This is a genomic window from Providencia rettgeri, assembly GCF_023205015.1.
GTDB lineage: Bacteria > Pseudomonadota > Gammaproteobacteria > Enterobacterales > Enterobacteriaceae > Providencia > Providencia rettgeri_E.
Genome location: NZ_CP096258.1, coordinates 216760 through 236407 on the forward strand (window position 1 = coordinate 216760; position 19648 = coordinate 236407).

The following is a 19648-nucleotide window of genomic DNA, read 5'->3' on the forward strand; positions in this document are numbered from 1 at the left end:
GGTTACCGCTGTAAATAGCATTACATTAGCCTTATTAACACAGGAAGACCGCAATGAGTAAAGGGATAAAAGCTGGCCGAAAGGCCAGTACTGACCCGTACACATTATCACTCTATTAAGCACTGCATTAAGTCCATATTTTATCGACTCATCAAACGCCAATTTCACTCGTATGACCAAAAATAAAAATTGTAAGTTAATAAAATATAAGAGTGGCCTAATAAATAGGGTTATTACATCAAAAAAAGAATGTCAGTAATTGAATGGTAATTTGTTATCAAAAATAAATATAATTAAATATTTTTTATTTTTAATTCTTCCCATTAATCTAATTAAGAATGGATTTGATTAAGTTGATAATAAAAATCAATTTAATGTTCAATTCGGCTTGTTTGTGATTACTTGTTTTATATCAATGAATTAGTTGTTTTTTGTTAGGATTAATTTAATCGTAAATTATTAGCTATTGCTTTATTACATATACTTCGTAAATATAGAGGGAGAATTAATATTGATTTCAGACCTTGAGAGTTATTATGAGTCAAGAAACCCATTCAGAAATACACAATCAAAAAACGACCAATGAAAAACGTAGAACAATATGGATGGTGATAGCCACAATAATTATCGTTCTATTATTTGTAGCCTATGGTGTTTATTGGTTTTTAGTTTTACGCTTTCAAGAATATACCGATGACGCCTATGTATCTGGTTTGCAGATACCGATAGTTGCGCAAACAACGGGTAATGTTACTCAAGTTAACTTTGAAAATACCGACTTGGTAAAAGCGGGTGACGTATTGGTTGTATTGGATAAAACTAATGCCCGATTGGCATTTGAACAAGCCAAACATGATTTAGCAACAACTGTGCGCAAAACCAAAGAGCTGTATATCAATGGTGATGAGTATCAAGCGCAAATTCAAAAAAACCGGGTGACACTTGCGCAAGCGCAAAAAGATTATCAACGTCGTGTGGCGCTAGGGCGTAGCGGAACTATTTCGAAGGAAGACCTACAGCACTCCCAAGAAGCCGTACAACTTGCGCAGGCGGCTCTGGATATTTCAATTCAACAATATAATGCTAACCGTGCATTGCTGCGCAACACGGAGCTTAAAAAGCAACCGGCAATTCAGCAAGCAGCTGATAGCGTACGCAGTGCGTGGATAAACTTACAACGTACTGAAATTAAAAGCCCGATGACGGGGTATGTTTCACGGCGTAATGTACAAGTTGGTTCTCAAGTCAGCCCACAGAGCTCTTTAATGGCCATTGTGCCTGTCCAGCCTGTTTGGGTAGATGCAAACTTCAAAGAAACCCAACTGGAAAAAGTCCGTATTGGGCAACCCGTGACTATCAATAGTGATTTTTACGGAGAAGATATCGTTTATAACGGCACTGTTGTTGGGCTTGATATGGGAACCGGTAGTGCTTTTTCATTATTACCCGCCCAAAACGCGACAGGGAACTGGATTAAAGTTGTACAGCGTTTGCCTGTCCGTGTTGAATTAGACCCTGAGCAAGTGGCGAAGCATCCATTACGCATTGGGTTGTCTATGAATGTCACGATAGATATTAAAGACCAAAATGGCCCTGTGTTAGCGGAAGTTCAGCGTACAGTACCGGCATTTGAAAGTGATGTGTTGGTCTTAAACTTAAGTGATGTCGACCACATCATCGACACCATTATCAGCGATAACGCAGACTAGCTTGAAAGGAGCCGTTGTGGCAGATATTCAACCACTTAAGGGTGCAAAACTGGTATGGGCAACGATTGCGTTGTCCCTTGCAACTTTCATGCAGGTGCTTGATTCCACGATTGCTAACGTGGCTATCCCGACTATAGCTGGTGATCTCGGGGTTTCCATGTCACAAGGAACCTGGGTCATTACCTCGTTTGGCGTATCGAATGCGATTTCTATTGCGATTTCAGGTTACCTCGCGAAGCGTTTTGGTGAAATCCGTGTTTTCTTATGGGCAACGGCACTTTTCACATTATTTTCATTACTTTGTGGGTTTTCTGATAGCCTTGGTATGCTGATTTTATACCGCGTATTGCAAGGTGCTGTTGCAGGGCCAGTGATCCCGCTTTCGCAAAGCCTTATCATGCGTTGCTACCCGCCGAAAATGCAAAATATGGCGTTAGCATTTTGGTCGATGACCATTATTTTAGCCCCAGTGTTCGGTCCTATTTTCGGTGGTTATATTAGTGATAATTTCCATTGGGGATGGATATTCTTTATGAATGTGCCTTTGGGAATTTTCGTCATTATTGTTGGCTCTATTATCCTAAAAGGGATGGAGTCGAAGATCGTGAAAGTCCCATTCAATGTGATTGGTTTGGCGCTACTTTCGGTGGGCGTTGGTTGCTTACAAGTTCTGCTCGATAAAGGGAAGGAACTGGGATGGTTGGCGTCGAATGAAATTGTTATCTTAGCCGTTGTTTCCGCGATTGCATTGGTCTTCCTCGTGATTTGGGAACTTACTGATAAAAACCCAATTGTCGAATTATCGTTATTTAAATCGCGCAATTTTACTATCGGGACGATTTCTGTCAGTTTGGCATATATGGCCTATTTCGGCGCTATTGTATTGTTGCCGCAACTCTTACAGGAAGTGTATGGCTATACAGCAACCTGGGCAGGGCTAGCATTGGCGCCCATTGGCTTATTGCCAGTGTTGTTCTCGGCTCCTGTGGCGAAATTATCCGATTTTCTTGATATTCGTTGGATAGTGACCTTTAGCTTTGTATTCTATGCGATTTGTTTCTTCTGGCGAGCGTATACGTTTGAGCCGGATATGGGCTTTTCTGCTGTGGTTTGGCCGCAATTGGTACAAGGGATGGCAGTAGCTTGTTTCTTTATGCCACTGACCACATTAACCCTTTCAGGCCTCCCGCCGGAAAAACTTGCTTCCGCGTCGAGCTTAGCCAACTTCTTCCGTACCTTAGCGGGTTCAATAGGGACTTCCATTACTACAACGTTGTGGAGCGATAGAGAAGCCGTGCATCATAGCCAATTAACCGAATTTATTACCGATTACAATCCTGAATCTTTAGGGATGTATCAAGAAATGGCAACTCATGGATTGAGTAATGAACAGACCTCCGGCTTTATTGCCCAGCAAATTACTAACCAAGGATTAATCATTGCTGCCAATGAAATTTTCTGGCTCTGCGGCTGGGTCTTTATTGCACTGATTATTACGGTTTGGTTTGCTAAGCCGCCATTTGGTAGCAAGGCAAAATAATTGAGAGATGGGGCAACGTATGTTTCGCCCCATCTAGCTTATAACTGGGATTTAGGAATAATATTTTCGAAATGTAGGGCCGGCCGGTTTGCTTCGATTTCTTGAAGCGGCTCGACTTCTTTAAAGGTGTTTAAGCAGCGTGTGACTAAGTTTTGATAATCTTTGGTTCCGCTGGTTTTCCACGCAATCTCTTTTTCCGATAGCGCGCGTAGCACTTTGGCCGGTGTTCCTACGATAAGGCTATTATCAGGAAATATTGTTTCAGCCTTGACGAAAGCACAGGCACCGACAATTGAGTTTTCCCCAATCACCGCACCATCCATAATCACACTGTTCATCCCAACCAAGGCGTTACGTTTGATATGGCAGCCATGTAAAATAGCACCATGGCCAATATGCCCATTTTCTTCAATGAGGGTTTCATATTGCGGGAAGCCATGCATTACGCAGTTATCTTGCACGTTTGCACCATCTTTGATAATCAATCGGCCAAAATCGCCACGTAAACTGGCATTTGGCCCAATATAAACATTTTTACCAATAATCACATCTCCAATCACTACCGCAGTAGGGTGGACAAAACTTTCAGGGCTGACGACTGGCGTAATGCCATCGATTTGATAAAAAGGCATATGGGCTCCTGTAATAGAGGTTTTAGGCTGCGAGGTCTCGGAGTACACCACCAAAGCGGCGATAGTAAGCGCTGGATGGTTGAGGAAGTTCGCCTACCGTGGTTTCGCACTGTTCAGAAACATATTGGGTCGCAGCTTGGTCGATACGCTGATAAATATTGGTGCAAAGGTGACGCGCAATATGGCCTTCCCATTGTATGGGGAGGAGTTCGTCTGGCAGTAATGGGTCTTTTAACGTGACACGGCGATAGAAATGGATCAGCAATAAACGTAATTGAAAGCTGTGTTCCGGGGAAATTTGCACATCAATATTTTCTTTAAGCAGTAATGCGAGTGGCCTAAATAATGAAATAAATTGGTGATAGTGTTCTGAAATTTCTTGCAAAGACCAAGCATGGGAAACCAGTTCTTTGAGGTTTTTTTCTGAGCGGCTATAGGGGTAATCTGCGTGAAAATAAATGACATTTTCCGTCGCATTGAGTTCATTGAGTAACGTCGGTACATCACTTTGTGCACAGCTTGGTGCCGCCATAAGTGATGAATTAAACTGCCCGAAACCAAGCCAGCTCAGTTCTTTTTTTAGCCTGATTTTTTCGTCTTTTTCAGCGGTTTCAAGAAGAAGTAAGTCCCACTTTCCATCCCAATCAGGCTGCTCTGCGAGATAAATTTTATTTTCTGCACGGCGAAATCGGCTTTGCCCGCGCTCAGAAATACGGTAATAGCTGCGACGGCCGATTTTTTCTGTATCAAGCCAACCTTCTTTTTGTAAGCGGAAAACAGAAGTTCGAACAAAACGATCAGTAAAGCCCATCGGCTCTAACAGCTTAGTTAAGCTTCCTAACCACACTTCGCCACCACGATGGTGCAAAGCATCACCATATAGTGAGCTAATGAGAGAGGTACCACTAATAGGTTGACTTGCTATTGCATGTTGTATGAATTGGTTAAGTTTATTTTCCATTTATATTTCATCTATAAAATTTATGTATCAGAAGGCTTACTGAATAGTAGACATAAATTTAAAGGTTGTCTTTGAAGTGACTCTATAAAGTTGATACTTTTAGTTAAATGGCTTGTAAGGCCTAATTTCAGTATTCAACTGGAGTCAGATTTTTTAATTTGATTTTTATCCATTAGGTATTGCAATACTCTTCAATAGTGCCGAGGCTGTTTTTACCTGTGTGGATGATCAAGCGATCACATTCCTAGTCATATCGGACATTCACCATATCGTCGTTCTTTATAGTGTGGAACAACGTACTTAATATCGATTGGTACATGTTAAAGCCAGATAGGCCTTCAAAGGTAAGTTTCTTTTGAGTCTGTTATTGAGTCTGAGTAGTAGGTATATCGGAACTACGGAAGTGAGTAAATGGTCATAATAAAACTGACTCCACCTGTACCAATGACGAATAGCAGATGAAAAAATAAATTATCGTGTTGAAAATACTCAATTACTCGTTTGATTTATAGTTAAGCTTTGAATTCTAATTATTCAATTTATGAGTAACGATTTCAATTAATTGTTATTAAAAGGAAAAAATAAATACATTAATTACTAGAAATAAAGATTCTTACTGTATGAACAAAAGTGTTGCGGAAATTAATATTTTTAACATACCTTGTTTACATTAAGAGTAGAAAAAATATTAATTGTTTATTAATAAGGTTAGATATCTTTTTTCTTTTTTTTAGTTACTACCAATAATTAAAAATGGAGTTTTACTGGTATGAATAATTACGTGAATGAATATCTTAGAAGATTGAATGTTTCCCCCTCTGAATTGTCAAAACTCGAGTTTTTATTCAGGCTGCATCATGCTCATTTTTATTTAATTCCATTTGAAAATATAGATATGAAACGGAACGCTTTAGAGTTTATATCTGATCAGGATGTTATGAAAAGAATTATTTATAGTAACCGAGGGGGAGTGTGTTTTGAACTTTCCATTTTAATAAAATCCGTATTTAAGCATTTGGGTTATAATTACGGGATTAGATTAGGGAGAGCTTTAACGCCTAAAATAACACCCGCCACACACCAATTCTTTGTTGTAAATATAGATGGAGCCAAATGGATATTTGATATTGGTTATGGAGCTAAAGGTCCTCGCTCTTTACTTAAATTATCTGATGGTTATTTACATGAACACCCATTTTTATCCTCAAGAGTTGAAAGACACAATGAACATGGTTGGGTTGTTTCAGTAAAAGAAAATAGCCAACCAAATGAAAATTGGGAAAACATATATTCTTTTCATGATATTGAAGCACTCAAGCAAGATGTGGAAATGGCTTATTTTTATACTCTACACTCTTCAAACAGCCTTCTCAATAAAAATGTAGTAGTGAGCTTACCGAAAGAAATGGGAAGGATTAGCATTCGTAATAACGTATTTACAGAAATAAAAGGATATTCCGCATCAAACATAAGTATTACGAATAAACATATGATGTCAGATTTACTGTTTGAACGTTTTGGGATTGATATCCCTCCCTCTCTCCTTACTAACTAGAGAAATAAAAACCCATGAATGCAACATATCTCATTGTTCCTGGATATACAAATTCAGGTAAGGGTCATTGGCAATCCTACATGGAAAGAAAATATAGTAATGTCATTCGTGTGCAACAAGATGATTGGAATAATCCATCACGGTATGAATGGGTCGAGAAAATAGATAAAGCAGTTAATGATATTGAGGGAAACATTGTACTTCTGGGTCATAGTTGTGGCGCGGTAGCCATTACTCAATGGGCTGCTTTCAACGCTTGCGAGAAGATAAAGGCATTAATTCTTGTTGCTCCAGCAGATGTTGACTCTGAAATAGCGATTACTCCGATTAAAAATCAGAGGCCATTACCATTATGTTCACTAAATACCAAGTCGTTGCTTATATTTAGCAATAATGATGAATACTTAAGTGAGTCTCGTGCAATTTATTTGGCAAAATTATGGGGTTGTACGACCCATTTTATTCATAACGCTGGTCATATTCACACCAATGCTGGATTCGGAGAATGGATAGAAGGTGAGACTTTATTTGAAGAATTCACAGGTTTTTTATTACTAGATTCGAGAAAAGGGACTGAAGATGTTTGAGGATATCAAACAGTTTTCTCCTGCTGTGCGCCATTTCCTTATTGCAACATTCTTAATGGGATTAAGTAATGGAATGTTTGATACGGTTTATAATTTTTATCTAGAAGCTCGCGGTGTGGATAAAACAAAAATTGGTTACATTTATGCGGTTGCAATGTGTATGATGGCTGGTGTTGTAATTCCATTGATATATCTAAGCAGACGTATGTCTCAAAAAAAACTACTTATTATTTTTTCATTCATTTACGCAGTGCCATTCATTCTATTGCCAATAGTTTCCTCTGTATGGGTAAGTGCAATTACACTTGGATTAATACTTTCAGGTATGATTGCATTATTATCTTTGGGTAATTCATTGACTGGTTCAAATACTAAATCTGAAAGTAGGACAATACTATTCAGTTGTTTTTTTGTTGCTTATTTAGGTGCGGCAATGATAGGCTCGCTAATAGTTGGTTTTATAACTCATTATTTAAAATCAATGGCTCTAATAAGTTTTCAGCTAATTCTTTTAACTTCTTTTATTTCTTCAATTTTGATGATCTATTTTCGGTTTAAATCTATTGTCGGGCTTCCTGAACCGGAGAATGATGCAAGAAAATTCACCTGGGGAAATAAAATGGAATGGAGGAATTTATCTAAATTATTTTTAGCATCTTTATTTTTAGGTGCTTCTATTACATTAATATTTAGGTTTGTTAATGTTTTATTTAATTTAGCTTATTCCATGAGTTTGAGCGAAATATCTCTAATAATGAGCATTGATAAAATAATTAGTATTGTAGGTGCGTTATTTTCACCACTTCTTATTAATAAGCTTACATTGAAGCCGACTATAATGATCATTGGAATATTAACCGCTTTATGTCTTTATCTACAGTCACTCCATATATCGGTAGTCACTTTTATTTTACTGTATTTTATCAGATTACTGCTAAATTATTGTTTGATGCCACTTTTAGATACTCTAGCAATTACTGGTTTTTCTACTGAAAGAACACTTTTATCCACAAGTGTGCGACAGCTTGCATTTTATTTAGGGAGTGCCCTATCGGCCATAACTTATGGGAGGTTATTGGATGCGGGATATTGGGAGAAAGCTTTAGTTATATCTTCTATCTTTGCATTTGTCGGCACTATCTTCATGAGTCTTATTCATGTAAAAAACAAATAATATTTCTATATCTAATATGTAGGGGGTTAAATGAAAACTACTTTTGAAATACCAGATAGTCATAGCGTTGAATTGATGTTATCCAAACTTTCGATGCTTTGGGCAAATAGAGCCGCAGTTAATAATAAACATTTAGACTACGCAGATCTTGTTTTCGATGCTACAAAGAGTGACTTCAGTGAATCATTATTACCATTTAGAAACCACGATGCGTGGAAGGAAGCTCCTGAAATCGTTAAAAGCCGATGCTTATCATACGCATGGGGGATTTATAATTTAAAGACAATCTATATAGAATGCGATGTAGTTACTCCGGCTTGTGAAGATATTATTAAATGTCCACCGACTAACTCTAAGAATAGAGCTAGATTACAGGATGTGATGTCCGAAGCTCTTCTTGATGAAGCTTTGCATACAAGAATGTCGATTATGGCATGTAATTATATTTATGACCGTAGAAAATTAGAGCATCTAAATTACACTGATTTTAATTTGATTAAAGCTCGTCAGGTAATGCTTTCGGATTGCACCGCTGAGTGGCAAAGACGACTAACTTGTTTTGCCGTGGCGTGCGCAAGTGAAACTTTGATAACCGACTATCTAAAGGTTATGGCAGAAGATTGCAGCATTCAAAATATTTGTCATGAGGTTACAAAAACTCACGCTCATGATGAGTGGAGCCATTCTAGTGTTTTCAGTTATGTTGCTTATGATATTGTCCGTGATTTAGGTTTTAGTGAGCGTAAATATATGAGAGATATAATGCTGAGAACTGCTAACCTTTTTGCTGATAACGAACTTGGATCTTGGAAGGAGGCTTTCAAGCTTTCAGGTATGCCTCATGCAAGAGATATTATTGAAGAGACAGATAACTTAAATGAAATTCAGATTTATTTAGAATCGGCAGAAGCTGTAATTACCAGAATAGGCTTATAGTTAAAATAGAGAGTATGAAATGAAATTCACTTTGGTAGAGTCACATATGTTAACCGACAAAATCAGGATGTTTCTTCTTAAACCGACATTAGACTCAGATATTCTAACTGGCGCAGTTCCTGGAAAATATTTCAACTTCCAATTTATTGGAAGAGATAAACGATTAAAACAACGTAGTTATACACTGGTATCTCAGGATATAAATAACCACTATAAATTTATTATTGAGAACAGAGGATGCGATAGTGAATCTTCAACAATATGGAAATTGTTATTAGATAATGTAGGCATTAGTGTTTGTGGGGTCGGAGGTGAAATAACATTTGATACTATTAAAAATAGTAGAAATGTACTTTTACTTTCAGGAGGAATTGGTATAACGCTACCTATTTCTTTAATTTATGAATGCGCTAAATATTATAGCCACATAATGTCAGATAAGAACATCCAATTAGTTATAAGTTATCCCAGTCTTAGAGATATTCCATATTTAAATGAGTTTATTGGTTTTCACTTTAAATATAAATGGTTTACATTGAGGATTAACATTACGCACTCTAAATTAAGAAAGACTAGTGATATTATTAATATGGGCAGAATAGACTTAGCAACTGAAAAAATAAATGGAATTCCAGATACAGTAGTTATTTGTGGAAGCAAAATGTTTACTGAATCCATGGTTGCAGGTGTTAGATACAGTTTTCCACAAGCATCTATTTTCACGGAAGTGTTTGGTTCAACTCAGGTTCAACTTACTAACTCCGAAGAACTCAACAAAGATAAAAGTATTGTAAGAGTAAAGGACTTCGATACGCCATTGTTAATAGATAATAACAGAACTGTGTTAGATAACCTATTACAGCATAATATCCCTATTAGATATATTTGTTATTCGGGGATTTGTGGTAGCTGTAAATATAGATTAATTAGAGGTTCAGTGTTGAACCATCCTGAATTTTGTTTAACAGAAAAAGAAAAGGATGAGAATATTCACCTTGCCTGTTGTTCTTTTCCTAAAACTGATATTGATATTGAAATCGTCTGAGGTTACTAATATAAGGAAATTCAATGAGCAATAAATGTGTATTGATTGTAGACCCATTTTCCAGTGGAGCAACTTTTGTTGGGCGAGTTAAAAAATACTTTGGTTATGATGTGATTGCATTAATAACTAATAATGAGCTTCCAGCTATAATATTGAATTCATTCAAGGAAGAGGAATATTCATTCGTTTTTTATTCCTCCTATCATGATGATGCTGCACGCCAAATAGAATTATATTTAGGTCGAGCCCCTGATTTTATAGTATGCGGTTCTGAGCCTGGTGTACTTATTTTTGATCAATTAAGTAACAGGTGGAACTTATTACCTAATATATTTAAGCTTAGCCAAACTAGACGAGATAAGTATTTGATGCAAAATCAACTAAAGCTTGATGGAATACGTTACATTCCACACTACAGAGCCAGGAAATTAATAAATATGCTGGCATGGTGCGATGAGAATAATTTTTCTGAATATGTTGTAAAACCAATTTACTCTTTTGGAACTGATGGTGTTTTTTTCTGTAAAAATAAAAAAGAAGTTGAGAAAGCATTTAATTTGTTAATTAATACGTATGACTATTCTGGTAATAAAAATAATGAATTATTAATTCAACAAAAAATAGAGGGTATTGAATATGTAGTGGATGCTGTAACAAGTAACGGAGTTCACTTTATTGTTAATATATTCAGATATATAAAGCAAGAGGTGCAAGGTATACCGATTTATCATCAGATGGTAACGGAACCAATAGAAGAACATCTTGAATTGGTAAATTATACAAAGTCTATACTCACGTCTCTTGGTATATGTAATGGTACATCACATAATGAAATAATACTGTCTTCTGAGGGGCCTGTATTAGTTGAATCAGGAGCAAGAATGCATGGAGGGTTAGGGCCAGCCATTGTCGAACGATGTAACACTCACTCCTTGATTGACCTTAGCTTAATTGTTCGGATTGACCCTGCTAAATTCATAGAGAAAACACGTATACCACCTACATTACATTGCTATGGAATAGAGTATTTTCTTAGTTCAACTAATTCAGGGTATGTAAAAGAAATAAATATAGAAGATCTTTGTGAACCCTTAGAAAGTTATGGTTTAACTGTTTGTAAATTAAAGACTAAGGACTATTTAGATAAAACGGTTGATTTGATTACTTCCTACGGAAGAATAGTTTTTTTTAATAACGATCGTGAGATTTTATCATCTGATGTTAAAACTGTTGTTGATTTAGAGAAAACTGGGAAATTAATTACTTTTATGTAGTTAATGAAAACATGTAGTTAATTAAAACGTCTTGCAATGGGAACAGCGGAACTAATGTAATATGCTCTTCTTAAAGAGTAATATACAACCAGATGATCTAACGCTTTGATAAATTTTGCTATGTTTTCGTAACTAAAGTCACTGTCTGACTGTTTGTAGAGATGATTGAGTCATTTCCCTCATCATGCTCTTCCTCGTGTTTCTTGAAGTCCGGCAATAAGCGGCTTTTGTAAGCCCAGTTTGAACAACTGATGTTCACTAAGTCGTGAAATATCTTTCATAGCTTTTCCTCATTCGGTTTTTTTTAGTCCATCGCGGAGTCTCTTGCCCACGAAAAAAGACTCTCAGTAATTAGTTGTCCAGCCCCTAGGAAGGACTTCACTTCCATTACCTGTTTTGAACACTTTCTCAGAGATTAAGGCATATCAGAGTAGTTCATTCCAATATGCCTTAATAATTTGAATTAAATCGCAATTCTAGTATCAATTACTCGTTCTGCTTTGCCTTGAGAACGGGGGATGTCGCCGCAATTTACAATACTAATACGGGTGCTAATGCCCACCATCGATTTGATTCGGTGCTTTAAATGGTGGCAGATATTACAGCGTTCATCATAAGTGAGCTGTTCAGGGTGTTTAAGTTCAACACGGACAGATAAATTGTCCATATTGCCTTGGCGACCAATCTCTAATTGGTAATGAGGAGAAAGCTCCTTAAATTGCATGATTTGTTCTTCAATCTGAGAAGGGAACACATTCACGCCGCGAATAATCATCATGTCATCCGAACGACCGGTGATTTTACCAATTCGACGCATATTACGGTTGACCCCTTGCATGAGGTGGGTGAGGTCGCGTGTTCGATAACGAATAACAGGCATAGCTTCTTTTGTCAGGGTAGTAAACACTAACTCACCATGCTCACCTGCCCCCAGTGTTTTTAAGGTGTTGGGGGAAATAATTTCTGGGTAAAAATGGTCTTCCCAGATAGTTGGGCCGCTCTCACCTGAGTCGGCACACTCCATAGCGACACCAGGCCCCATGACTTCAGATAAACCGTAAATGTCTAATGCTTTGATACCAAGACGAGTTTCAATTTCTGTTCTGAGGGATTCTGTCCAAGGTTCAGCGCCAAAGACACCTAATCTAAGTGAGCACTTACTAGCATCTCCGCCCATGATTTTTTCAAGCTCATCAATAATACTTAAGCAGTAAGAGGGCGTTACCATGATCACATCGGGTTTGAAATCCGCGATTAGTTGCGCTTGTTTTTCAGTTTGCCCACCAGACATAGGAATAACGGCGGCTCCTAGGCGCTCCGCACCATAGTGGGCCCCTAGACCTCCGGTGAATAAACCATATCCGTAAGCAACATGGACTTTATCGCCTCGGACAGTGCCCGCAGAGCGTAAACTACGTGCGATCAGGTCAGCCCAGTTATCGATATCTCGTTGAGTGTAACCTACTACTGTTGGTCGGCCAGTGGTGCCGGAAGAGGCATGAATACGGATGATTTGGTCCATTGGCACCGCAAAGGTGCTAAATGGGTAGTTTTCACGTAAATCCTGTTTGGTGGTGTAAGGGAACTTTTCGATATCGCTAAGTTGTTTGAAATCGTCAGGGTGTACACCTGCGTCATCGAATTTTTTACGATACATGGGCACATTTTCATAGGCGTGAGTGAGTGTCCACTTCATTCGAGAATACTGTAAAGACTCGATCTCATCCCGTGATGCAAATTCAATTGGGTCGATGCTATCTTGTATATTGCTCATAATTGCCTGTCCTCATAATTATTATGGTTACCCGTTCGCTGTGATCGCGTTATGGGTATAAGCCTGAGCAGGTGTAGGGTTTTCAGGCTGTTTTTATTTGTAGTAAGACGTTGTTCAGACTCGTTCAATAATCATTGCTATGCCTTGGCCAACACCGATACACATGGTGCATAATGCATAACGACCTTGTTTGCGGTGCAGCTCATTGATAGCAGCAATAACAAGCCTTGCTCCACTCATTCCAAGTGGATGGCCTAGCGAAATTGCCCCCCCGTTAGGGTTAACGTGTGAGGCGTCATCAGGTAAACCAAGCCCTCGTAAAACGGCAAGTGCTTGTGCGGCAAAGGCTTCGTTTAATTCAATCACATCCATTTGTTCGATGGTGAGTCCTGCCATTTTTAATACTTTTTGCGAGGCTGGCAGTGGGCCGATGCCCATCAACCTTGGTTCGACTCCACAAGTGGCTGTCGCGATGATACGAGCCCGTGGTGTTAACCCTTGCTGCTTGGCAATAGTGTCGGATGCGATAATCAGTGCGGCAGCCCCGTCATTAACACCGGAGGCATTACCCGCTGTTACCGTTCCGTTATCGCGAAATGGGGTTTTTAGTTTCTGTAGTTGTTCAAACGTCGTTTCTGCTCTTGGGTGTTCGTCTTCGCTGACGACGTATTCATTTTTACGTTGTTTGACCGTAACGGGGATGATTTCTTGCGCAAAAATGCCGTTAACTTTGGCAGTTTCGGTGCGTTGTTGGCTGCGTAATGCAAAAGCATCTTGGTCTTCACGGCTAATGTTGTAGGTTTCAGCCACATTTTCCGCAGTTTCTGGCATTGAATCTGTGGAAAACTGTTGTTCCATTAGTGGGTTGATAAACCGCCAGCCAATAGTGGTATCAAACACTTGTGCTTGGCGTGAGAATGCGGACTCTTGTTTGCCCATGACAAACGGTGCGCGGCTCATGGACTCGACGCCTCCGGCAATCATCAGCCCAGATTCCCCCGCTTTGATACTTCTTGCCGCTAACGCAATGGCATCAAGCCCAGAGCCGCATAGGCGGTTAATGGTGGTTCCAGAAACGGAAACAGGGAGCCCGGATAACAGCCCAGCCATACGTGCCACATTACGGTTGTCTTCCCCTGCTTGGTTTGCGCAACCAAAAATAATGTCGTCAGTTAATGACCAATCAAGTTGCGGGTGTCTTTCCATTAATGCTTTTAATGGGATAGTGGCAAGGTCGTCAGGACGTAATGACGATAAAGCGCCCCCATAGCGGCCAATTGGAGTGCGAACGCCATCGCAAATAAACGCATCAATCATGATTGTTCTCCTGTTAAACGATGACCTAACCGATGAGAACGACCGTGGAACAGCGCGAGTGTTTTGCCATCTTGGTTAGTTATCTCGACTTCATATAAGCCGCTACGTTTACCTTGGTGTTTCATCGTGGCAGTGGCAGTGAGTAAGTCACCTTCAAAACCGGGACGGATAAAATCAATGGAACACATAGAGGCAACAGCGGCATGCCCTTGGCTATTACAGGCGTAGGCAAACGCAGTGTCGGCGAGGCTAAATAATTGCCCGCCGTGGCAGGTTTTATGGCCGTTAAGCATTTGTGCTGTGATAGGCATTTTTAATTGCGCAAAGCCTTCTTCGACTTTTTCAATGGACATACCCATAGCTTTTGCACATGCATCATCACGGTACATAATGTGAGCTGATTGCTGGGCCAGCGTGTCGTTTGGCAGTGAAATCATGATATCTCCTTGAAAGTTAAAGATTGATAACCTGCGGCTAATTGCCTTAACAGCGGATTTGGCCGATAACGGTTGTCCCCATAAAACTGAGCCAAATTTTCAAGTACTGACAGCACGCGTTGCCAGCCTAGCTGCATACCCCAAGCGAGGGGGCCTTTGGGATAATTCACCCCAAAACACATGGCATTATCGGTATCTAAGGCTGTTGCTATCCCCTTATTGACGATATCTAACGCTTCATTGCATAACATCGCGACCGTTCTCATGGTTAACAGCGCTGGGTAGTCTGGCAATACAATCACGTGTTTACCTAACGATTGAAAAAACGCGATAGCTTGCTGGTTTTGTTGCGCACTATTTTGTGCTGCACAGCTTAACGTGATGGTTGTTGCGGCAAGGTAATTTGCCGATAAGTCAAAATGCACGACGGCTTGTTTCTGCATTTGCGCATGTGATGATGCCAATTTACCATTTGTTAACATAATAATAACGCCATTAACAATAAGTGTCGGGGATTGTTCGGAATGTTGTGTTAATCCTTCGAGAGAGATCCCATTTTCAGTTAAAAGCTGCGCAAACTCAGGAAACATCTGCCAATCGCCACAAGCTGTTATATTTTGAGGTTGGTCAAGGTGGACTTTTTCTGCAACGGAGGGCAAAGGTTGAGGTTTATTATCATCATAATGATAAAACCCTTGCTTCGATTTACGGCCTAAATGACCTGCTTGGACTAATTCCAATTGCATTAATGAGGTTTGAAAGCGTGGGTCATAGCCGAAGGCCTGAAATACGGATTCGGTGACAGCATAGTTCACATCATGGCCAATTAAATCTGTCAGTTGTAATGGTCCCATGGCGAACCCCCCAGCGTCACGTATGGCGCTGTCTAATGTGGCAGGTGTGCCAACTTGTTCTTCAAGTGCGCGTAATGTTTCAGCGTAGAATGGCCTGGCGACACGGTTGACAATAAAACCAGGGGTGGAACGGCAAATCACTGGCACTTTTCCAAATGATAGCGTCAATTCTTTTAGCTGTTTTATCACCGTATCTGATGTTTCTAGCCCGCGGATCACTTCAACCAATTTCATCACGGGCGCTGGGTTAAAAAAGTGTAATCCGGCAAGACGCTCTGGATGTGTGAGTTGTCTACCGATTGCGGTAATTGATAAAGACGAAGTGTTACTAGCAAAAATAGTTTTTTCACTACAAATACCTTCAAGTTCGCTGAAGATAGCTTGTTTTATTTCAAGTTTTTCAGCAACAGCTTCTATTACCAATTGTGCGTCCGACAGTGCCGAGAGACTTTTTGCCACCGCAATGTTTGCGATAATCGCCTCTGTGGCCTCGGGTTTGGCTTTCCCTTGCGCAACACGTTTGCGTAAACGTTGGGTCATCGTTGATAAACTACGGCTTAAGACGTCTTGGTTCACATCAAACAGCAAGACGGATAAACCCGCCGTTGCTGCCACTTGCGCTATACCAATCCCCATGGTTCCAGCGCCAATTACCGCGACGGTGTTGATGGTTGAATTCAAAGGTAAGGTCATGATTATCTTCCTTTAAACTGTGGTTCACGTTTATTTAAAAAAGCATTGACCCCTTCGCGATAATCTTCACTTCGTCCGCCAAGGCGCTGTAAATCGCGCTCAAGGTTGAGTTGCTCATCGAGAGTATTGGTTGCCGCGGCATAAATGGCCTTTTTGATAAGTCCTAAACCATAAGTGGGCTGGGTTGCAAGGTGTTGTGCGAGCTGTTGAGTAGTATTGATGAGCTCTTCATTTTCAGTCACTTGCCAAATCATTCCCCACTGTAATGCTTGCTCAGCACTTATTTTATCGCCTAATAATGCCATCCCCATTGCCCGCGCATGGCCCGCTAATTGAGGTAAAAACCAGCTTCCCCCTGAGTCAGGAACCAAGCCAAGGCGGCAAAAAGATTGAATAAAACTGGCACTTTTTGCTGCGATAACAATATCGCCAGCGAGTGCAATGGCGGCGCCTGCACCTGCGGCAACACCATTAACTGCGCAAATAATCGGTTTCGGTAATGTAGTTAGACGACGGATCAAGGGGTTATAGTAAGTTTCAACGGAAAACCCAAGATCGGGTGCTTCACTGCCTACGCTCACATTGCGATCATTCAGATCTTGCCCCGCACAAAATCCACGGCCTGCGCCAGTGATCACTAAACAGCGTACAGTTTCATCGCGTTCTGCTATTTTGAACGCTACACTGAGCTGGCGATGCATTTCGTCATTAAAGCTATTCAGCCTATCAGGGCGGTTAAGAGTGACGGTGAGAACCCCATTTTCTAACGTAGTGAGGATCATTGCTTCATTGGTCATGATTATTGTCCTGTAAACTGGGGTTTTCGTTTTTCGAAGAATGCCTCGATCCCTTCACGTCGATCGTTCGTCCCCGCTAAAGTCACAAAATATTGGCGCTCAAGCTGTAACCCTTCGGCAAGGTGGTTTTCTTGAGAATGTACCAGTGAGGCTTTTGCCGCTTGTACCGCTAAAGGGGCATGCATCGCGATACGCTCTGCCAGCTTTTGGGCGCGTTCTAGCACTAACTTATCCACACAAATTTCACTGATTAGCCCTGCTTGTAGCGCATGTTTTGCTGTGATCGGTTCACCTGTTAGTACCATTTGCATGGCGAGAGATTTACCGACTGTGCGGATTAAACGCTGTGTTCCTCCCGCGCCTGGCATTAAACCCAGAGTAATTTCGGGTAATCCGAAGCGAGCAGACTCACCGGCAATAATGATGTCGCTGGCGAGTAATAATTCAAAACCTGCACCCAGTGCATAACCATTTGCAGCACTAATGATGGGCTTTGATATCATCGATAACCTGCGCCAAACTTGGGGGCGTTTGTCGGTGATCGCACTAGCAACGGTTTGCTGCTGTAGTTCTTTAAGGTCGGCGCCAGCCGCGAAAAAACGCGGATTTCCGGTGATCACGATCGCACCGATCTCATCATTTATTTGTGCTTGTTCGAGGTGCTGAACCAGCAACTCTAAGCAGGCGGTGCTCAGCGCGTTGCGCACTTCAGGGCGGTTCAACGTGAGTGTGAGAACGCGGTTATGTTGTTGTGACAAAATCCAGTGGTTTTCCATTGCAGCTCCTACACATCAAAGTCTAGAACAACACCATCGCCTTTTGGCCACGCTTGGCAGCTAAGGATGTACCCCGCAGCGATTTGGTCGGGCTCAAGACTGTAATTGACCCCCATTTCCACTTCACCAGAGCGCAATTTACATTTGCAGGTTGCGCAAACGCCCCCTTTACAGGCGTAGGGTAAATCTGCGCCTTGACGTAATGCGGCATCCAAAATGCTGTCGTCTTGGCTATCCATGGCGATGTCCATGGTTCTGCCGTCTAGGTGAATACTGACTTGGCGTGTTTCGCTAGTTATGGCGGTTGCGGGTTTAAATTTGGCGCCTGAAGTGTTGAAACGCTCGGTGTGAATATATTCTTTTGGCATGCCATAACCGACTAAAGTGTCATGCACTTCATCCATCATGCTGTCGGGCCCACAAATAAACGCTCGGTCAAATTGTTTAAAATTCAATAAGGTTTTGCCTAACGCATTGAGCTGCTGTTGGCTGATTCTGCCGCTGAGTAGTTCGCTATCTTGTTGTTCTCGGCTAAATAAATAGAGAATTTGAAAGCGTGTAGAAAAACGGTTTTTCAGATCAGCAATGCTCTCTTTAAACATCACGGAGCGGCTATTGCGGTTACCATAAATCAACACAAAACTGCTTTTAGGTTCAGTTTGTAATGTGGCCTTAATGATGGAGAGCAATGGGGTGATCCCAGAACCAGCTGCGACGGCAAGGTAGTGTGCGTGGGTATTTGCCTCTGGTTGGTAGCCAAATTGCCCTTGCGGAACCATCACATCAAGGCTATCGCCAACTTGTAGTTCTTGGTTAACGAAATTAGAAAAACGTCCCTCGTAAATGGCTTTTACTCCAATTTTTAGCGTGTTTTCATCCGGTGAACTGCAAATGGAATAACAGCGACGCAGGTTTTCGCCATTAATAGAGGCCTTTAATGTGAGATGTTGCCCTGGGCGGTAATGGTATTGCTCTCGTAATGCATCTGGTACGTTAAAAGTAATGGCGACAGCTTCAGGGGTGTCACGCTCAATGGCAGCAATACTTAAACGATGAAATACAGTCATATGGGTGCCCCTAAATACATTTAAAGTAATCAAACGGTTCTAAGCATTCAGTGCATCGATACAATGCCTTACATGCAGTGGAACCAAATTCACTAATTTTTTCGGTCTGCTCGCTGTCACAACGTGGGCAACGAACCGCACCTTTGTGTTCTGGGTGTTCGCAGGACGTACCTTGTGGTGGTGCGATACCGAATTCACGCAAGCGCCTTTTCGCATCCTGATTCATCCAATCTGTTGTCCAAGCTGGGGTTAACAGAATTTCGATGTCGATGTTTGGAAAACCGGCATTACCTAGAACAGTTTTGATTTCATTGATTAAAAATTCAGTTGCTGGGCAACCTGAGTAGGTAGGTGTAAAAATAACTTTCCAACCCTGAGCCGCAGGTAGCACATTGCGGATCATGCCGAGATCAGTAATAGAGAGTGCGGGTAGCTCAGGATCGGGTATTTGGTGAAGCTGTTGCCAGATCTGGTGAACCTGGGGCGATTGAAGCTCACGATATTGCAGTCTCTGTTCCAT

At 40.8% G+C, this 19648-nt stretch carries 18 protein-coding genes; 8 read left to right on the forward strand and 10 right to left on the reverse strand.

Going from position 1 to position 19648, the window contains the following annotated elements:
* Positions 1-536 precede the first annotated feature (536 nt).
* Entirely contained in the window at positions 537-1709 is a 1173-nt protein-coding gene (emrA, locus tag M0M83_RS00945; protein WP_213913507.1) for a multidrug efflux MFS transporter periplasmic adaptor subunit EmrA, read from the forward strand.
* 16 nt (positions 1710-1725) lie between these two features.
* A complete protein-coding gene (locus M0M83_RS00950; protein WP_213913508.1) occupies positions 1726-3249 on the forward strand; it encodes a DHA2 family efflux MFS transporter permease subunit in 1524 nt (507 codons plus the stop codon).
* A gap of 38 nt (positions 3250-3287) precedes the next feature.
* Here the strand turns inward: M0M83_RS00950 and paaY are convergent, their stop codons facing one another.
* Together paaY and paaX are read right to left on the reverse strand one after the other, a co-directional pair.
* Entirely contained in the window at positions 3288-3881 is a 594-nt protein-coding gene (gene paaY, locus M0M83_RS00955; protein WP_125891784.1) for a phenylacetic acid degradation protein PaaY, read from the reverse strand.
* A gap of 22 nt (positions 3882-3903) precedes the next feature.
* Entirely contained in the window at positions 3904-4842 is a 939-nt protein-coding gene (gene paaX, locus M0M83_RS00960) for a phenylacetic acid degradation operon negative regulatory protein PaaX (protein ID WP_125891783.1), read from the reverse strand.
* 769 nt (positions 4843-5611) lie between these two features.
* Here paaX and M0M83_RS00965 point away from each other — a divergent pair.
* Genes M0M83_RS00965 through M0M83_RS00990 form a run of 6 tightly spaced genes read left to right on the forward strand, consistent with a single transcriptional unit; the run spans position 5612 to position 11413 of the window.
* A complete protein-coding gene (locus M0M83_RS00965) occupies positions 5612-6397 on the forward strand; it encodes an arylamine N-acetyltransferase family protein (protein WP_248467373.1) in 786 nt (261 codons plus the stop codon).
* 14 nt (positions 6398-6411) lie between these two features.
* Positions 6412-6984: an RBBP9/YdeN family alpha/beta hydrolase gene (locus tag M0M83_RS00970; protein WP_213913510.1), complete on the forward strand. Its 573-nt coding sequence runs from the start codon at positions 6412-6414 to the stop codon at positions 6982-6984.
* Positions 6977-8158 (forward strand): MFS transporter, encoded by a 1182-nt coding sequence (locus tag M0M83_RS00975; RefSeq protein WP_248467375.1) that lies wholly within the window; start codon positions 6977-6979, stop codon positions 8156-8158. The genes M0M83_RS00970 and M0M83_RS00975 overlap by 8 nt, the downstream gene beginning before the upstream one ends.
* A gap of 30 nt (positions 8159-8188) precedes the next feature.
* The gene (locus M0M83_RS00980) at positions 8189-9094 is read left to right on the forward strand and encodes a diiron oxygenase (RefSeq protein ID WP_213913512.1); all 906 of its coding nucleotides are present in this window, start codon (positions 8189-8191) and stop codon (positions 9092-9094) included.
* A gap of 46 nt (positions 9095-9140) precedes the next feature.
* Positions 9141-10139 (forward strand): iron-sulfur cluster-binding domain-containing protein, encoded by a 999-nt coding sequence (locus tag M0M83_RS00985; RefSeq protein ID WP_213913513.1) that lies wholly within the window; start codon positions 9141-9143, stop codon positions 10137-10139.
* A 23-nt stretch (positions 10140-10162) separates the two neighbouring features.
* Complete coding sequence (locus tag M0M83_RS00990) at positions 10163-11413, forward strand: ATP-grasp domain-containing protein (protein ID WP_213913514.1); 1251 nt, start codon at positions 10163-10165, stop codon at positions 11411-11413.
* Positions 11414-11876: 463 nt separating this feature from the next.
* On the opposite strand, the gene paaK is transcribed toward M0M83_RS00990, so the two are convergent.
* From paaK to paaD, 8 genes are all read right to left on the reverse strand, one after another.
* Positions 11877-13187, reverse strand: coding sequence for a phenylacetate--CoA ligase PaaK (gene paaK, locus M0M83_RS00995; RefSeq protein WP_094960845.1), 1311 nt, complete (start codon positions 13185-13187; stop codon positions 11877-11879).
* 114 nt (positions 13188-13301) lie between these two features.
* Entirely contained in the window at positions 13302-14504 is a 1203-nt protein-coding gene (gene pcaF / locus M0M83_RS01000) for a 3-oxoadipyl-CoA thiolase (RefSeq protein WP_125891782.1), read from the reverse strand.
* On the reverse strand, positions 14501-14941 hold the full coding sequence (gene paaI / locus M0M83_RS01005; protein WP_248467377.1) for a hydroxyphenylacetyl-CoA thioesterase PaaI: 441 nt from the start codon (positions 14939-14941) through the stop codon (positions 14501-14503). The genes pcaF and paaI overlap by 4 nt, the downstream gene beginning before the upstream one ends.
* Positions 14938-16488, reverse strand: a complete 1551-nt coding sequence (locus tag M0M83_RS01010; protein ID WP_248467379.1) for a 3-hydroxyacyl-CoA dehydrogenase — start codon at positions 16486-16488, stop codon at positions 14938-14940. The genes paaI and M0M83_RS01010 overlap by 4 nt, the downstream gene beginning before the upstream one ends.
* 2 nt (positions 16489-16490) lie before the next feature.
* Positions 16491-17285, reverse strand: a complete 795-nt coding sequence (gene paaG, locus M0M83_RS01015) for a 2-(1,2-epoxy-1,2-dihydrophenyl)acetyl-CoA isomerase PaaG (protein ID WP_248467380.1) — start codon at positions 17283-17285, stop codon at positions 16491-16493.
* Positions 17286-17287: 2 nt separating this feature from the next.
* Positions 17288-18061: a 2,3-dehydroadipyl-CoA hydratase PaaF gene (paaF, locus tag M0M83_RS01020; protein WP_125891779.1), complete on the reverse strand. Its 774-nt coding sequence runs from the start codon at positions 18059-18061 to the stop codon at positions 17288-17290.
* 8 nt (positions 18062-18069) lie between these two features.
* Positions 18070-19128, reverse strand: coding sequence for a 1,2-phenylacetyl-CoA epoxidase subunit PaaE (paaE, locus tag M0M83_RS01025; protein ID WP_248467382.1), 1059 nt, complete (start codon positions 19126-19128; stop codon positions 18070-18072).
* 10 nt (positions 19129-19138) lie between these two features.
* Positions 19139-19648, reverse strand: coding sequence for a 1,2-phenylacetyl-CoA epoxidase subunit PaaD (gene paaD, locus M0M83_RS01030; protein WP_102138796.1), 510 nt, complete (start codon positions 19646-19648; stop codon positions 19139-19141).

Excerpts from the sequence above, each read along its gene's own strand:
- emrA (WP_213913507.1), top strand. The coding sequence starts at position 537 with ATGAGTCAAGAAACCCATTCAGAAATACACAATCAAAAAACGACCAAT.
- paaY (WP_125891784.1), bottom strand. The coding sequence starts at position 3,881 with ATGCCTTTTTATCAAATCGATGGCATTACGCCAGTCGTCAGCCCTGAA.
- paaX (WP_125891783.1), bottom strand. The coding sequence starts at position 4,842 with ATGGAAAATAAACTTAACCAATTCATACAACATGCAATAGCAAGTCAA.
- M0M83_RS00965 (WP_248467373.1), top strand. The coding sequence starts at position 5,612 with ATGAATAATTACGTGAATGAATATCTTAGAAGATTGAATGTTTCCCCC.
- M0M83_RS00970 (WP_213913510.1), top strand. The coding sequence starts at position 6,412 with ATGAATGCAACATATCTCATTGTTCCTGGATATACAAATTCAGGTAAG.
- M0M83_RS00975 (WP_248467375.1), top strand. The coding sequence starts at position 6,977 with ATGTTTGAGGATATCAAACAGTTTTCTCCTGCTGTGCGCCATTTCCTT.
- M0M83_RS00980 (WP_213913512.1), top strand. The coding sequence starts at position 8,189 with ATGAAAACTACTTTTGAAATACCAGATAGTCATAGCGTTGAATTGATG.
- M0M83_RS00985 (WP_213913513.1), top strand. The coding sequence starts at position 9,141 with ATGTTAACCGACAAAATCAGGATGTTTCTTCTTAAACCGACATTAGAC.
- M0M83_RS00990 (WP_213913514.1), top strand. The coding sequence starts at position 10,163 with ATGAGCAATAAATGTGTATTGATTGTAGACCCATTTTCCAGTGGAGCA.
- paaK (WP_094960845.1), bottom strand. The coding sequence starts at position 13,187 with ATGAGCAATATACAAGATAGCATCGACCCAATTGAATTTGCATCACGG.
- pcaF (WP_125891782.1), bottom strand. The coding sequence starts at position 14,504 with ATGATTGATGCGTTTATTTGCGATGGCGTTCGCACTCCAATTGGCCGC.
- paaI (WP_248467377.1), bottom strand. The coding sequence starts at position 14,941 with ATGATTTCACTGCCAAACGACACGCTGGCCCAGCAATCAGCTCACATT.
- M0M83_RS01010 (WP_248467379.1), bottom strand. The coding sequence starts at position 16,488 with ATGACCTTACCTTTGAATTCAACCATCAACACCGTCGCGGTAATTGGC.
- paaG (WP_248467380.1), bottom strand. The coding sequence starts at position 17,285 with ATGACCAATGAAGCAATGATCCTCACTACGTTAGAAAATGGGGTTCTC.
- paaF (WP_125891779.1), bottom strand. The coding sequence starts at position 18,061 with ATGGAAAACCACTGGATTTTGTCACAACAACATAACCGCGTTCTCACA.
- paaE (WP_248467382.1), bottom strand. The coding sequence starts at position 19,128 with ATGACTGTATTTCATCGTTTAAGTATTGCTGCCATTGAGCGTGACACC.
- paaD (WP_102138796.1), bottom strand. The coding sequence starts at position 19,648 with ATGGAACAGAGACTGCAATATCGTGAGCTTCAATCGCCCCAGGTTCAC.